At 67.7% G+C, this 14579-nt stretch carries 17 protein-coding genes; 13 read left to right on the top strand and 4 right to left on the bottom strand.

The window, feature by feature from the left end:
* Positions 1-63: 63 nt before the first annotated feature.
* Positions 64-645 carry a cupin domain-containing protein gene (locus tag ACZ5EF_RS10230; protein WP_346062260.1) on the bottom strand — a complete coding sequence of 194 codons (582 nt, stop codon included), beginning with the start codon at positions 643-645 and terminating at the stop codon, positions 64-66.
* A gap of 181 nt (positions 646-826) precedes the next feature.
* Here ACZ5EF_RS10230 and mobA point away from each other — a divergent pair, with 181 nt between their 5' ends.
* From mobA to ACZ5EF_RS10195, 7 genes are all read left to right on the top strand, one after another.
* Positions 827-1465: a molybdenum cofactor guanylyltransferase MobA gene (gene mobA, locus ACZ5EF_RS10225; protein WP_346062261.1), complete on the top strand. Its 639-nt coding sequence runs from the start codon at positions 827-829 to the stop codon at positions 1463-1465.
* Positions 1452-2036, top strand: a complete 585-nt coding sequence (gene mobB / locus ACZ5EF_RS10220) for a molybdopterin-guanine dinucleotide biosynthesis protein B (RefSeq protein ID WP_346062262.1) — start codon at positions 1452-1454, stop codon at positions 2034-2036. The genes mobA and mobB overlap by 14 nt, the downstream gene beginning before the upstream one ends.
* Positions 2033-3280, top strand: coding sequence for a molybdopterin molybdotransferase MoeA (gene moeA / locus ACZ5EF_RS10215; RefSeq protein ID WP_346062263.1), 1248 nt, complete (start codon positions 2033-2035; stop codon positions 3278-3280). Before mobB ends, moeA begins: the two co-directional genes overlap by 4 nt.
* Positions 3281-3293: 13 nt before the next feature.
* Entirely contained in the window at positions 3294-4094 is an 801-nt protein-coding gene (gene moaC / locus ACZ5EF_RS10210) for a cyclic pyranopterin monophosphate synthase MoaC (RefSeq protein ID WP_346062264.1), read from the top strand.
* A 2-nt stretch (positions 4095-4096) separates the two neighbouring features.
* Positions 4097-4552, top strand: a complete 456-nt coding sequence (moaE, locus tag ACZ5EF_RS10205) for a molybdopterin synthase catalytic subunit MoaE (RefSeq protein ID WP_346062265.1) — start codon at positions 4097-4099, stop codon at positions 4550-4552.
* Positions 4549-5541 (top strand): GTP 3',8-cyclase MoaA, encoded by a 993-nt coding sequence (gene moaA / locus ACZ5EF_RS10200; protein ID WP_346062266.1) that lies wholly within the window; start codon positions 4549-4551, stop codon positions 5539-5541. The genes moaE and moaA overlap by 4 nt, the downstream gene beginning before the upstream one ends.
* 195 nt (positions 5542-5736) lie before the next feature.
* Positions 5737-6021 (top strand): H-NS family histone-like protein, encoded by a 285-nt coding sequence (locus ACZ5EF_RS10195; RefSeq protein WP_346062267.1) that lies wholly within the window; start codon positions 5737-5739, stop codon positions 6019-6021.
* An 87-nt stretch (positions 6022-6108) separates the two neighbouring features.
* On the opposite strand, the gene ACZ5EF_RS10190 is transcribed toward ACZ5EF_RS10195, so the two are convergent.
* Positions 6109-7695, bottom strand: a complete 1587-nt coding sequence (locus tag ACZ5EF_RS10190) for a ribonuclease J (RefSeq protein ID WP_346062502.1) — start codon at positions 7693-7695, stop codon at positions 6109-6111.
* 233 nt (positions 7696-7928) lie between these two features.
* Between ACZ5EF_RS10190 and purU the strand changes: the two genes are divergently transcribed.
* The 3 genes from purU to ACZ5EF_RS10175 all read left to right on the top strand — a co-directional run bounded on the left by purU (position 7929) and on the right by ACZ5EF_RS10175 (position 10301).
* On the top strand, positions 7929-8783 hold the full coding sequence (gene purU / locus ACZ5EF_RS10185) for a formyltetrahydrofolate deformylase (protein WP_346062268.1): 855 nt from the start codon (positions 7929-7931) through the stop codon (positions 8781-8783).
* Positions 8784-8795: 12 nt separating this feature from the next.
* On the top strand, positions 8796-9467 hold the full coding sequence (locus ACZ5EF_RS10180) for an energy-coupling factor ABC transporter permease (RefSeq protein WP_346062269.1): 672 nt from the start codon (positions 8796-8798) through the stop codon (positions 9465-9467).
* A 249-nt stretch (positions 9468-9716) separates the two neighbouring features.
* The gene (locus tag ACZ5EF_RS10175; protein ID WP_346062270.1) at positions 9717-10301 is read left to right on the top strand and encodes a TMEM165/GDT1 family protein; all 585 of its coding nucleotides are present in this window, start codon (positions 9717-9719) and stop codon (positions 10299-10301) included.
* A gap of 45 nt (positions 10302-10346) precedes the next feature.
* On the opposite strand, the gene dinB is transcribed toward ACZ5EF_RS10175, so the two are convergent.
* Together dinB and lexA are read right to left on the bottom strand one after the other, a co-directional pair.
* A complete protein-coding gene (gene dinB, locus ACZ5EF_RS10170; RefSeq protein WP_346062271.1) occupies positions 10347-11390 on the bottom strand; it encodes a DNA polymerase IV in 1044 nt (347 codons plus the stop codon).
* A gap of 6 nt (positions 11391-11396) precedes the next feature.
* Positions 11397-12044 carry a transcriptional repressor LexA gene (gene lexA, locus ACZ5EF_RS10165; protein ID WP_346062272.1) on the bottom strand — a complete coding sequence of 216 codons (648 nt, stop codon included), beginning with the start codon at positions 12042-12044 and terminating at the stop codon, positions 11397-11399.
* Positions 12045-12293: 249 nt separating this feature from the next.
* On the opposite strand from lexA, the gene ACZ5EF_RS10160 reads away from it, so the two are divergent.
* The 3 genes from ACZ5EF_RS10160 (at position 12294) to nagZ (ending at position 14552) form a co-directional block, all read left to right on the top strand.
* Positions 12294-12950 carry a TetR/AcrR family transcriptional regulator gene (locus ACZ5EF_RS10160; RefSeq protein ID WP_346062273.1) on the top strand — a complete coding sequence of 219 codons (657 nt, stop codon included), beginning with the start codon at positions 12294-12296 and terminating at the stop codon, positions 12948-12950.
* A gap of 3 nt (positions 12951-12953) precedes the next feature.
* A complete protein-coding gene (locus ACZ5EF_RS10155) occupies positions 12954-13466 on the top strand; it encodes a L,D-transpeptidase (RefSeq protein WP_346062274.1) in 513 nt (170 codons plus the stop codon).
* A 66-nt stretch (positions 13467-13532) separates the two neighbouring features.
* A complete protein-coding gene (gene nagZ / locus ACZ5EF_RS10150) occupies positions 13533-14552 on the top strand; it encodes a beta-N-acetylhexosaminidase (RefSeq protein WP_346062275.1) in 1020 nt (339 codons plus the stop codon).
* The last annotated feature ends 27 nt before the right edge of the window (positions 14553-14579 follow it).

Raw genomic sequence — 14579 nt, 5'->3', positions numbered from 1 at the left:
CAAGTGAGCCGAGAGTGCATCCGACACCCCGGATGCACTCTCGGCATATTCGGTTTCTGGTGATCAGGCGTGGTGCTGCTCGGTGCCCCCGTCGGAGAATGACGGGGGATTATTCGCGCTGACGATCACGCATTCGTTGTCGCTCATATTGCGGAAGCGATGGGGCAGGCGTGAGTCGAAGTAGTAGGCGTCGCCGGCGGTCAACAGCTGCACCTCGCCGCCCACGGTGAGCTCGATGGTGCCGGAGATGATCACGCCGCCTTCCTCCCCCTCGTGTTCCAGCATCTCCTCGCCGGTGTCCGCGCCGGGGGGGTAGTGCTCATGGATGATCGACATGCTGCGATTGGGGCGGCGAGCCCCCACCAGTTTCCAGGAGAGGGTGCCGTCGCCGATCTCGGTGAGTTCCTCGGCCCGATAGAAGACCTGCTCCTGGCTCAGCCCTTCGCCGGCGAAGAATTCGCTGATCGAGACCGGCAGGGCATCGAGGATCTTCTTCAGGGAACTGACCGAAGGGCTGACGCTATTCTGTTCGATCAGGGAGATGGTGCTGTTGGTTACCCCGGCCCGCTTGGCCAACTCTCGCTGGGATAGCTGGCGTGCCAGGCGCAACTGCTTGAGACGCTCGCCGACGTCGAATCCACCCATGGGTTCCAAGTCCTTATGTTGAAGATCTTTGACATAGCATACCCGCTTACGTCCATGAACATAAGCGGTGCGTCCCAGCGCGCGGATTTCATGGCAAAAGTCGTCTTTGGAGGTGAGTCCGGAGATACCATGCGGTAGGCTGGAGCTAGTCAGAATTCCTCGTGGATGCTAAGTTGACCAAATGGACAATATTTCTCAGGCAGCGCCCCGTCACCTCATGACCGGCCTGATCCTGGCCGGCGGCCAGGGACGCCGCATGGGCGGCGTCGACAAGGGGCTGGTCGATTTCGCCGGCCGTCCCCTGGTGGCCCATGCTCGTGGCCCCCTGGAGGGACGGGTGGCGGAGCTTCTGATCAACGCCAATCGTCACCGGGAGGCCTATGCCGCCTGGGCCGACCGGGTGATCATGGACCGGGAAGGGGGCTACCAGGGTCCCCTGATGGGCATCTGGAGCGGGCTCTGTGCCGCCACCACGCCCTGGGTCGTGGTGGTACCCTGCGATAGCCCCGGCCTGCCGGTGGACCTGCTCGATCGGCTCTGGGCCGGTCGCGGGGACGCGGCCATCGCCACCGCCCACGACGGCGAGCGGGATCATCCGGTGGTGGCGCTGATTCGCCGCGACCTGGCCGAGGATCTGGGCCGCGCCCTCGCCGAAGGAGAGCGCAAGATCGATCGCTGGTATGCCCGGCACGCCTGGGTCAGAGTCGACTTCGCCGATTGCCCCGGGGCCTTCGCCAACCTCAATACCCCGGAGGAGAAGCGGCGCCTCGAGGCGGGCGTCGACGAAGCCGGCGGGGAGGCCTCCCATGATGGGGCCTGACGCACGTCGCCTGGGGGGCGAGGCACTGCCGCTGCTGGGGATCGCCGCCTGGAGCGGTACCGGCAAGACCACCCTGCTGGAGGCGCTACTGCCGCGCCTGGCCGAGCGGGGCCTCAAAACGGCGGTGATCAAGCATGCTCACCACGAATTCGAGGTGGATCGTCCCGGCAAGGACAGTCACCGCCTGCGCCAGGCCGGTGCCGCCCCCATGCTGGTGGCCTCCCGGCGCCGGGTGGCGATGATGTACGAGACGCCGGGGCAGGAGGAGCCCGACCTGCCCGAGCTGATCGAGCTGCTGCGGCCGCGCCGGCCCGACCTGGTGCTGGTGGAGGGCTTCAAGGCCTGGCCGCTGCCCAAGCTGGAGCTGCATCGTCCCGAGCTTGGAAAGCCGCTGCTGGCCCCGCAGGATCCCTGGGTCAAGGCGGTGGCCAGCCCGGCCCCCCTGGCGCTGCCGGTGGGGGTCCTGGCCCTGGATCTCAATAACCACGAGGCCCTGGCCGACTGGGTGGCGGCCTGGCCGGGGCGCTGGCCCGCGGACTGCTTTCCGCGCGACGAGGAGGTGGGCCCATGAGCCTCTCCTGTTTCGATCTCGGCGAACGAATGCTCTCGGTGAGCGAGGCCCAGCGCCATCTCGAAGGCCTTGTCTCGGCGCCCCTGGCGACCGAGCTCTGCCCCCTGGCCGAGCTGCCGGGGCGGATCCTGGCGGAGGCGATCCACTCACCCATCGATGTGCCCCAGAACACCAATGCCGCCATGGATGGCATCGCCCTGGCCTGGCCGGCGCCGTCGGCGGAGCTGTCTCTGGTAGGCAGCGTGCTGGCGGGCAGCCGTGCCGAGCGCTCCCTCGACGCCGGGGAGGCGGTGACCATCACTACCGGCGCGCCGCTGCCCCGGGGCGCCGATACGGTGATTATGCAGGAGCAACTGATATTCCCCGGTGAGGGGCGGGTGGGGATCACCCGGAGCGAGACGGTGCGCCGCGGTCAGCATGTGCGCCAGGCCGGGGAGGACGTGGCCCGCGACAGCCAGGCGCTGGCCGCCGGTACCCGGCTGGGGCCGGCCCAGTTGGGCCTGCTGGCCTCCCTCGGGGTGACCGAGGCGCGGGTCCATCGCCGCCCGCGGGTGGCCATCTTCTCCAGCGGCGACGAGGTGACGGCCCCGGGCGAGCCGCTGCCCGCGGCGGGCATCTACGATGCCAACCGCTACTCCCTGCGTGGCCTGCTCGACGGGCTCGGCTGCGAGGTGATCGATCTGGGCATCCTGCCGGATGATCGGGAAGCGATTGCCGGCGCCTTGGCGCGGGCCGCCGAAGAGGCCGATATGGTGATCACCAGCGGCGGCGTCTCGGTGGGGCGCGCCGACTGGATCAAGGCGGCCCTGGGCGAGGTGGGGGAGTTGGGCTTCTGGCGCATCGCCATGCGTCCGGGGCGGCCCCTGGCCTGTGGTTGGTTGGGGGAGGGGCGCATTCCCTTCTTCGGCCTGCCCGGCAACCCGGTGGCGGTAATGGTCACCTTCCTGCAGTTCGTGCAGCCGGTGCTGCGCCGCCTGATGGGGCAGCCGGACTGGCAGCCGCGGCGCCTTACCGCCCTGGCCGCCGAGCCGCTTCGCAGTCGCGCCGGCCGAGTCGACTATCTGCGCGGCAGCTACCACAGTGATAGGCAGGGGCGGCTGTGGGTGACCCCCACCGGTCGCCAGGGCTCGGGCATCCTCACCTCCATGGTGCTCGCCGACTGCCTGATCGAGGTGGCCGCCGAGTGCGAGGGGGTGGCCGAGGGCGAGCCGGTCACCCTGCAACTCCTCAACGATTTCAGCTAGACAGGAAACAGCCATGAGCCTGACCCATCTCAATGCCCGCGGTGAAGCCCATATGGTGGACGTGGCCGACAAGCGCGAGACCCGCCGCGAGGCGGTTGCCAGCGGTCGTGTCATCATGCGGCCCGAGACCCTGGCGCTGCTGGCGGAGGGCGGCTTGCCCAAGGGCGATGTGCTGGCCACGGCGCGCATCGCCGGTATCCAGGCCGCCAAGCGCACCCATGAGCTGATTCCCCTCTGTCATGCCCTGCCGCTCTCCAAGGTGGTCATCGACTTCCAACTGGACGAGGCCACCTCCTGCGTGGAGGTGAGCGCGCTGTGCCGTCTCAACGGCCGCACCGGGGTGGAGATGGAGGCGCTGACCGCCGTGTCGGTGGCCTGCCTGACCCTCTACGACATGTGCAAGGCGGTGGATAAGGCGATGCAGATCGAGGCGGTGCGCCTGGAGTCCAAGAGCGGTGGCAAGTCCGGCGACTATCGCCGCGGGGTGACCCCGCCGACGCCCATCGTGACCGGATCCGGTGAGCCCGGGGTGGTGGCGCTCGGTGAGGCGGCCCAGGGCAGCCTGTTGCGGGTGAAGTGCCTGGCGGAGCTGCGCGAGCGCCTCAATGTCAGTGAGCTGGAGATTCCCCTGGAGGCCCTGCCCAGTGCCGATGTGGCGGGGCTCAAGGCGGCCCTCGAGGCCCGCGATGCCGGCTTCGCCCTGCTCAAGGAGGCGCGTATCCTGTGCGCCATCAACCAGGTGATGGGGGGGGATCAGACGCCGCTGACCGAGGGCGATGAAGTGGCTTTCTTTCCGCCGGTCACCGGAGGTTGACGATGATTCGCGTGCAGCAGGCCCCCTTCGATGCCGGGGCCGAAATGGCGGCCTTGAGCGAGGGACGTACCGATATCGGCGCCCTGGTCAGTTTCGTGGGTCGGGTGCGCGATTTCAATGAGCGCCCCGAGGTGGAGGGGCTGACCCTCGAGCATTACCCCGGCATGACCGAGGCCGCCCTGGGCGAGATCGTCGCCGAGGCCGAGGCGCGCTGGTCCCTGCAGGGGGTGCGCCTGATCCACCGGGTGGGTCATCTGACGCCCGGCGACCCCATCGTGCTGGTGGTGGTGGCCAGCGCCCACCGTCGCGCCGCCTTCGAGGCCTGTGACTTCATCATGGATTACCTCAAGACCCGGGCGCCATTCTGGAAGAAAGAACACACCGCCAGCGGCCACTACTGGGTGGCCGAGCGCCATAGCGACCACCAGGATGCCCAGCGCTGGGAGGAAAAAACATGACCCCATCCCTGATCGATGACTTCGGCCGGCGGGTCGATTACGTGCGTATCTCGGTGACCGACCGCTGCGACTTCCGCTGTGTCTATTGCATGAGCGAGGAGATGACCTTCCTGCCCCGGGCCCAGGTACTGACCCTGGAGGAACTGGCCCAGGTGGCCCGGGCCTTCGTCGAGCTGGGGGTGGCCAAGATTCGTCTGACCGGCGGCGAGCCCTTGGTACGGCGCGGTATCGACACCCTGGTGGATGAGATGGGGGCCCTGGAAGGCCTCAAGGACTTCGCCATGACCACCAATGGCGCCGGACTGAGAAAGTGGGCGCCTGCCCTGTACCGTGGCGGCCTGGGGCGACTCAATATCAGCCTGGATTCCCTGGATGCGGAGAAGTTTCGTCGCCTGACCCGCACCGGCGACCTGCACAAGGTCATCGATGGCATTCATGCCGCTCAGGATGCCGGCTTCGAGGGGATCAAGCTCAATGCGGTGATTCTCAAGGGCCGCAACGACGACGAAGTCCTCGACCTGGTGGAGTTTGCCCGCCGCGAGGCACTGGATATCAGCTTTATCGAGGAGATGCCCCTGGGCCAGGTCTCCGACCATGGCCGCGACGAGACCTACTGTTCCAGCGACGAGGTGCAGGCCCTGATCGAGGCGCGTTATTCCCTGACCCCGACCCCCGAGACCACCCCGGGGCCCTCGCGTTATTTCCGCATGGCCGACCACGCCAGTCGCATCGGCTTTATCTCGCCCCATAGCCATAACTTCTGCGCCAGCTGCAACCGGGTGAGGGTCACGGTGGAGGGGCGCCTGCTGCTCTGTCTGGGTAACGAACACTCGGTGGATCTGCGTGCCGTCTTGCGTCGTCATCCCGGCGACCTGGAACGCCTCAAGGCGGCCATCGTCGACGCCATGCCGCTGAAGCCGGAGCGCCATCACTTCACCACCGATGGCGATGTCCAGGTGGTTCGCTTTATGAATATGACCGGGGGGTAAGCCAGGCGCCGGCGTCTCGGTGATGGATATTGGGAGGCAATCGCCTCCCATTTTTATGCATTAAGCAGAGAATATTCCCCCTGTCAGGGGGCGGCTTTCTACGGCACTCCTGCTTGCTAAACCGTCATGGGCGCATATACTTCCAGTGCAGTAAGGCTGAAAACTCAACTCGAATCCCTGGAATGGAGGAGGCCAATGTCCGTCGAGTCTCTGGAGAGAATCGCCCGTAACAAGAATGTCGCCCGTGCCGCGGCGCGCCAGCTCAGCATGGAGCAACTGCACAAGTTGGCCGAAGTGATCGGGGAAGTCATCGAGCAGAAGCAGGAGGATGAGGTGCGTCGTCAACAGGAGGAGGCGATGAAGGAGCGCAAGCTGGCCGAGATTCGCGAGGCGATCAACGAGGCGGGGCTCTCCCTGGACGATCTGGTCTCCGAACAACCCAAGCGTCGCGGCCGCCCTCCCAAGAAGAAGGATACCTGAGCCTGGTGTCCTGGACGCCGGCGAGTCGGCAAGCGAGTTAGCAAAGAGGCGAGCCTTGGGGCTCGCCTCTTTGCTATCCGCTCGATATCAAGAGGCGAGAGGCTCGGCGGCGAATAGCTGCAGGTGCAGGGTGATGGGATGGCGCAGGTGTTGATCGAAATAGCGCAGCAATCCCGGTTCGAGTTCGCCGCGCAGGGCCACCAGGGTGTCGCCATGGGTCTGGGCCAAGTGGTCGTCCAGCCAGTCGCCGAAGGCGGTCTCGTCCAGCGGCAGGTCCTCCGGGGAGTCGAGCAGTAGCCGGCCGACCCGGGCCCAGCCCCGTTCCTCCAGGGGCAGTACCGGCAGGGCCAGGAAGAGCGGTGGATGACGGCGTGAAGGGAGGGGGTTGCTGCCTGTCGCTGGGCGCGGCTGGCCACCCCGCTGGGGCACCAGGCAGGGCGGCTCCGGGTAACGCGCTTCTCGATGCAGGCCGTCGCCATCGAGGCGGATCAGGTCACCATTGGTGGGGATCAGGGGGGTCTCGATGCCCAGGCCCTCGGCCAGGGCCTGGTGGGCCTCCTGATGGCGATGCTCGCCATGTACCGGCAGCAGGCGCCGCGGCCTGAGCCAGTCGTAGAGGGTGGTGAGCTCGTCCTGGGCCGGGTGCCCGGAGGCATGCAGCTCGGGGTGGTCGCTCTCGTCGAGCACCGTGACGCCGAGTCGCTTCAGGCCATGCTGCAGGCGTTCGATCGGCCGCTCGTTGCCGGGAATCGCCTTGGCGGAGAAGATCACGCTATCGCCGCTGGCGAGCTCCAGATGGGGATGGCGCCCCTGGGCCAGTCGCGACAGGGCGGCCCGGGGCTCGCCCTGGCTGCCGGTGGCGATCACCAGCACTTCCTCGGGAGGCAGGTAGCCCAGGTCCCGGGTCGGCACCAGGGGCGGCAGGTCGTCCAGGTAGCCCAGGCCCCGGGCCACCCCCACCATACGCTCCATGGCGCGCCCCATCAGGCTGATGCGGCGGCCACAGCGGGCCCCGGCCTGCGCCACGGAAAGCACCCGGGCCAGGTTGCTGGCGAAGCAGCTCACCACCACCCGCCCCTCGCAGCTCGGCAGCAGCCGCTCCAGGGCCTCGGCCACCTCGCCTTCGCTGCGGGAGTGGCCGGGCAGGGGGGCATTGGTGGAGTCGCCCACCACCAGGTCGACGGGCGCCAGGGCCCGGTAGAGGGTCTCGTCCACCGGCTCGCCGATGATCGGGTCCGGGTCGAGCTTCCAGTCGCCGGTATGCAGGATGCGTTGCTGGGGGGTGGTGATCAGCAGGGCGCAGCTCTCGGGGATCGAGTGGGTCAGTGGCAGCAGGCGCAGGGTGAAGGGGCCGCTCTCGTAGGCCTCTCCCGGCTCGATGACCTGGATCGCATCACAGGCCAGGCTCTGCTCCACGAACTTGGCTCTCAGCAGGCCGGCGGCCAGGGGCGTGGCATAAATGGGGCAGCCCAGCTTGGGCCACAGCCAGGCGGCGGCACCGATATGGTCCTCGTGACCGTGGGTGATATAGAGCGCCCGGGGGCGAATGTCCAGGGTGGTCAGGGCGGCCAGGTTAGGGACCTGAAGGGGCGCATCGGGAAGATCCTGGCGGATCATCATGCCGCAGTCCACGACGATCCAGTGACCGTCATGCCCGTAGAGATTGAGGTTCATGCCGATCTCGCCACAACCTCCCAGCGGCAGAAAGTAGAGGGGCGGCTGGCTGCGGGGGCGAATCTGGACTCGAGGGCGCGACATGGGCAAGGCGATCATCTGACGGAATCGCCCATCATACGGGAAGGGTGGCGGGGTCCACAATGCGGGGGCGCCGGGCGTGTTCCGCTGGACCGGAATTGGTTACACTCTGCGTCCTTTATGGCTTGATTCTTAAGACGGAAACGCTGTCCATGTCGCACTATTATCGCCTGGTGGTCTCCTGCCCGGATCGGGTCGGGATCGTCTCCCGAGTCTCCGGATTTATCGCCAGCCAAGGCGGCTCCATCACCGAGGCCAACCAGCACTCGGACCTGGAGACCGGTCGCTTCTTTATGCGTTACGAGATCCAGGCCGATTCCATGCCGCTGGATGCCGATGGCTTCCGCGAGGCCTTCGCCCCCATCGCCGAGGAATTCGCCATGACCTGGGCGCTGTCCGACACTGCCCGTCGGCGGCGGGTGGTGCTGATGGTCTCCCGGGCCTCCCACTGCCTGGTGGACCTGCTCTATCGCTGGACCGCCGGGGAGCTGGACTGCGAGATTCCCTGCGTGATCTCCAACCACGACGACCTGCGCGCCCTGGTGGAGTGGCACGGCATCCCCTATCACCATGTGCCGGTGGATCCCGCCGACAAGGCCGCCGCCTTCGCCGAGGTGGAGCGCCGGGTGGAGGCCGCCGAGGCGGACGCGGTGGTGCTGGCCCGCTATATGCAAATCCTGCCGCCGGGACTCTGCGAGCGTTACGCCGGCCGGGTGATCAATATCCACCATAGCTTCTTGCCTTCCTTCGCCGGCGCCAGGCCCTACCACCAGGCCTATGAGCGGGGCGTCAAGCTGATCGGTGCCACCTGCCACTATGTGACCTCCGAGCTGGATGCCGGCCCCATCATCGAGCAGGATATCCACCGGGTCAGCCACTGCCATACCCCCCAGGACCTGGTGCGCTTCGGTCGCGACGTGGAGAAGGCGGTGCTGGCCCGGGGCCTGCGCTGGCACCTGGAGGATCGGGTGCTGATCCATGGCAACAAGACCGTGGTCTTCGCCTGAGGGGCGGTTGTCGTGACCTTCGCCGAGACGCTCCTGGCTCCCTGGATGCTGGTCGCCGGCTGGCTGCTGTCGGCGCTGGCGCTGGGCCTGGCCCTTTTGCAGCGCCCCTGGCGGGCGCTGGTTGGTGAGCCCGCTGCGCAGCATCGGCTGATGGCCGCCGCGGTGGCGGTGATGCTGATGTGGCAGCTACGCGCCCAGGCGGTGGACTGGTTGACCCTGCATCTGATGTTCACGGCGCTGCTGACGCTGATGTTCAAGGCGCCCCTGGCGCTGCTGGTCAATCTGGCGGTCAACCTGGCCATGCTGGCGGTGGGCAAGGTGGCCTGGCCCTTGCTGGGGGTCAATGTGCTGGTCAGCGGGGTGGTGCCGGCCCTGGTGATGGTGGTGGCCTGGCGCCTGGTGGATCGCTGGCTGCCGGACAACCTGGCGGTCTTCCTGTTCTTGTGCGGCTTCTTCGGCACCGCCCTCGCCACCCTGGCGGCGGGGCTCAGCGTGCTGGCCATCGTGGGGCTCGGCACCACCGATCCCCTGGCCTGGTTCCTGGTCACCGAGTACGCCCGCTTCCTGCCCTTGCTGATGCCCTCCGAGGCCTTTATCACCGGCATGCTGCTCAGCCTGATGCTGGTCTATCATCCCGACTGGGTGGCCACCTTCAATCGCCACCGCTATATCGATACCAAGTAGGGCCGGGCAAATAGGCCTTGGCGATTATCGCCTAAGTGGTTATAGTGGCAGGCGTTTTGGGGGAGTAGTCACTTTCCCGCCGCCACCCCGGCGGCCCGGAGAAAGGCCGGTATCAACAGCTTTGGTCACCCCGACCATGGTGCCGGCAGCCACGCCGTGTGGCTCGACGAGACTCAGAACATGGGCGCTTCCGATGCCGGCGGCGATCCGTGTTCTGTCTGTCCGAGCCGGCCGTGGAGTCCTTTTCCCTTGGAAGCCCTGATCACCTCGACCCTGGCGGTGGGTCTCGCCGAAATCGGCGACAAGACCCAGCTCCTGGCGCTGCTGCTGGTGGCGCGCTTCTCTCGCCCCTGGCCCATCTTCTGGGCGATTCTCCTCGCGACCCTGATCAATCATGGCGTCTCGGCCTGGTTGGGTGCCGCCCTGTCTGGCTGGATCGATGCCCAGTGGATGACCCTGGCGGTGGGCCTGGCCTGCATCGCCATGGGCGTCTGGTTGCTGCGCCCCGACGACGACGATGGGCTGGATGCCGGCGCCCCGGGGCATGGGGTCTTCTTTACCTCCTTCGTGCTCTTCTTCCTGGCCGAGATCGGCGACAAGACCCAGGTCGCCACCGTGTTGCTGGCGGCCCGCTTCGAGGCGGTGCTGGCGGTGACCCTGGGGACCACCCTGGGGATGTTGGCGGCCAATGCGCCGGTGCTATGGCTGGGGGCGCGTTTCAGCGAGCGCTTGCCGGTGCGCCTGGTGCATCTGCTGGCCAGTGCACTCTTTATCCTGCTGGGGCTCTGGGTGGTCTTGGTCGAGGCGCGGGCCTGGGAGCTGGTCACCTCGTGAGCCCGTGGCCAAGCGGGGCGGGATCGGGAGAGGAGGGCGCTTTGCTCAGGGAGCCTCGTCGAAGAGCGGCAGCTGGCGCAGCGCCTCCGGTGGGCGCAGGCGTACGCCGACCCCCAGCAGGCGCACCGGCCGGCCGCCCCGCGCCCAGGCCTGGGTCATCAGGGTGTCCCAGGGGGCGCTGCCCTCCAGGGTGGTGAGGCTGAAGTCGTTGAAGCGCACCTTGACGAAGGCGTGGCTCGGCGGTGGATGGCCGTGGCGGGCCAGGCGCGCCTCCAGGCGCGCCACCAGCTCCGGCAGGGCGGCCTGGCAGCTGGCCAAGTCGGGCAGGTCCCGGGGAAAGGTGGTCTCCACGCTTACCGACTTGCGCTCCCGCTGGGGGCGCACCTCCCGTTCGTCCTGTCCCCGACAGAGCTCGAAGAGGCGCTGGCCGAACTTGCCGAACTGCTCGATCAGCGCCTCCCGGGGCAGGCTGCGCAGCTCATCGCACCGCCGAATGCCCAGGGTGTCGAGCTTGCCGGCGGTGGCCGGCCCCACCCCGGGCAGGCGGTTCACCGGCAGGGCCGCCACGAAGGCCTCTACCGCCTCGGGGGGAACCACCCAGAGGCCATCCGGCTTGTCCCAGTCGCTGGCCACCTTGGCGAGAAACTTGTTGGGGGCGGCGCCCACCGAGAGGGTGATGCCGGTGCGGGCCAGGCACTCCGCCTTGAGCCACTGTCCCATCCAGGTGGCGCTGCCCTGGAAGCGGGTCACGGCGCTGATGTCCAGGTAGGCCTCATCCAGAGAGAGGGGCTCGACCCGGGGCGTGAGCTCGTGGAAGAGGGCGAGGATCTCCCGGGAGACCGCCCGATAGCGCTCGAAGTCAGGCGCTCGCAGTACCAGGTCGGGGCACAGGCGCAGGGCCTGGGCGGTGGGCATCGCCGAGCGCACCCCGAAGGCCCGGGCGGCATAGTTGCAGGTGGCGATGACTCCGCGCCGTTCCCGGCTGCCGCCCACCGCCAGGGGGGCCTCGCCCAGGTTGGGGTCGTCGCGCATCTCCACCGCCGCATAGAAGCAGTCGCAGTCGGCATGGAGAATCTTGCGGGTCGCCATGGCGTCCTAGTTGAGGGCCTGGCCGTTGCCGCCGCGGATCACCCCGACGCCGATGCCCTCGATCTCCAGGGCCTCGTTGCGCAGGTCCACCTCGATGGGGGCGAAGTCCGAATTCTCCGCTTCCAGCCAGACCCGAGGGCCCTGGCGGCGGAAGCGCTTCACCGTGACCTCGTCCTCGAGGCGTGCCACCACGATCTGGCCGTCGCGCACCCGCTCGGTGCGGTGCACCGCCAGCAGGTCGCCTTCGAGGATGCCCACGTCTTTCATGGAGAGGCCGCGAACCCGCAACAGGTAATCGGCCCGGGGCGTAAAGAAATCCGGCGGCAGCGGGCAGTAGCGGTCGATATGCTCGGTGGCCAGGATGGGGCTGCCGGCGGCCACCTCGCCGATGATCGGCAACCCCGGAGGGGTGACGTCGCTCTCGGCCTCGGCGCTCTCCTGGGCGGGCAGGCGAATGCCCCGGGAGGTGCCGGCCACCATGCGGATCACCCCCTTGCGCTCCAGGGCGCGCAGATGCTCCTCGGCGGCGTTGGGCGAGCGAAAGCCCAGGGCCCGGGCGATCTCGGCCCGGGTGGGGGGATAGCCCTGCTCGTTGAGGGTCTTGACGATAAAGTCGTAGACGTTCTGCTGGCGCGGGGTGAGGGGGCGGCTCATGGCGGGCTCCACGGCGTATTCAAGGGTTTGTTCAAGTATACAGCATGGTTTTACATACAGTAAGCGTTGCCCCGCCTTGCCGCGTATCCTGAGTGTAACGGCGTTTTAAACTACGATGTTTTATGCCACTATCCCGGCACTACTCGAAGATTTCATGTTTTAAACAGCCGTCTTATCCCGGTGAGGGCAAGCGCCCCCAGCGCCCCTCGGCGAGGGGCCGGGTGAGACGGCCTGGGGGAGCCGCGCCCTATGGCCCAGACCGATACCGTGACCCGTATTCTCGATACCGCCGAGGTGCTGTTCGCCGAGCGCGGCTTTGCCGAGACCTCGCTGCGCAATATCACCAGCAAGGCCAAGGTCAATCTGGCCGCCGTGAACTACCACTTCGGTTCCAAGAAGTCGTTGATCCAGGCGGTCTTCGCCCGCTACCTGGACCCCTTCACCGAACGCTTCCACGCCGCCCTGGACGAGCTGGAGGCGGAATACCAGGGGCGCGACATCCCCCTGGAGACCCTGCTGGAGAGCATGGCGCGTACCGTGCTGGAGGTGCCCGCCGAGCGCAATAGCCTCAAGGTCTTCATGCGTTTGCTGGGGCTCGCCTATAGCCAGGCCCAGGGTCACCTGCGCCGCTATATCCAGGAGCACTATGGCAGCGTCTTCACCCGCTTCACCGAGCTGGTGCGTCGAGCCACCCCGGAGCTGCCCGATGCCGAGCGCTTCTGGCGGCTGCACTTCGTGTTGGGTAGCGTGATCTTCACCCTCTCGGGCCTCGATGCCCTGCGCGATATCGCCGAGCAGGACTATGGCGAGCAGGTCACCGTGCGCGACCTGATTCGGCGCATGCGCCCGGTGGTGGTATCCGCCATGCATGCGCCCCTGCCCGAGCCCGCCGAGTCGGTGGCCTAGGCCATGCGTACCCCGCGACTCGATGCCCTGCCGCCCCGGGACGGTCCCTGGCTGGAGATCGATCTCGGCGCCCAGCGCCTGACCCTCTGGCGGGGGCGAGAGGCCGTCCTCTCCCATGCCATCTCCAGCGGCATCGCCGGCAATGGTCAGCAGGAGGGAAGCGGTCAGACCCCCCAGGGCTGGCACTATGTCCGTGCCGCCATCGGCGCCGACCGGCCCCGCGGCACGGTATTTCGCGGGCGCCGCCCCACGGGGGAGATCTTCGACCCCGAGCAGGCGGTGCCCGGGCGCGACTATATCCTCACTCGCATCCTCTGGTTGTGCGGCCTGGAGCCGGGATATAACCGTGGCGGCGACGTGGATAGCCAGCGTCGCTATATTTATCTGCATGGCACCCCACCGGATCAGCCCATGGGCGTGGCCGCCTCCCACGGCTGTATCCGCCTGCGTGACGATGACCTCCTGGCGCTGTTCGCCGCGACGCCCCCGGGCACGCCGGTGTGGCTCCACGACTGAGTGACCCTGTTGTCGCCTCAGACATTGGTCTAGAATGCCCCACTTCTTCAGCCAAGGAAGATGAACATGACGCAACCTCTCGGCTCGGTGATGCTGGATCTGGAAGGCCCCCGGCTTCGCCCTGAGGAAGGTGACATGCTCAAGCGCCCCGAGGTCGGTGGCGTGATCCTGTTCTCCCGCAATATCGAGGATGCCCGGCAGGTCCAGGCGCTGTGCGCGGCCATTCGCCGCCTGCGCCCCGACCTGCTGCTGGCGATCGACCAGGAAGGAGGGCGGGTCCAGCGCCTGCATGAGGGCGTGACCCGGTTACCCTCCATGGCGAGGCTCGCCGAGGGTTTCGAGGAAGATCCCCAGGCCGTGGTACAGCGCTGTCAGGATGCCGGCTGGTTGCTGGGCATGGAGATGGCCGCCTGCGGTCTCGATCTCACCTTCGCCCCGGTGCTGGACGTGGAGGGCGGCGGTTCCACGGTGATCGGTGATCGCAGCTTCTCCGCCGACCCTCAGGTGGTCAGCCTGCTGGGACGGGCCTTTATCAAGGGCCTCCACGAGGCCGGCATGGTCGCCGTGGGCAAGCACTTCCCCGGCCATGGCGGCGTCGCCGCCGACTCCCATCGCGAGCTGCCGGTGGACCCGCGCCCCCTCGAGGCGCTGCGCCGCCATGACCTGCTGCCCTTCGCCGAGCTGGCCGGCGAGCTGGACGGCGTGATGCCGGCCCATGTGGTCTATTCCGCCTTCGATAAGCGTCCCGCCGGCTTCTCGCGCAGTTGGCTGGGCCTGCTGCGCGAGGAACTGGGCTTTAAGGGCACCATCTTTTCCGACGACCTGGGCATGGCCGGCGCCGCCGTGGCCGGCAGTCCCGGCGAGCGGGCCCTGGCCGCCCTGGAGGCCGGTTGCGATATGGTGTTGATCTGCAATGACCGCGCCGCCGCCCTGGAGGTGCTGGACGCCTGTGTGGGGCGGGCCTGCAAGCGCCAGGCCAAGCTGCGCTACTGCCGCGCCCGGCCCAGCCTCGAGGCCCTGCCGGCGCTGTCCCGTTGGCGCCGTGTCCACGCCCAGCTGGAATCCCTGGCCGACCCTTCCCAATAAGTGCCGGCGGTGCCTGCCGTGGCGCCG

It is taken from the genome of Bisbaumannia salifodinae, assembly GCF_055388505.1.
Note: the sequence above shows the minus strand (reverse complement) of the source record. Positions and strands in the feature narration are given on the sequence as shown.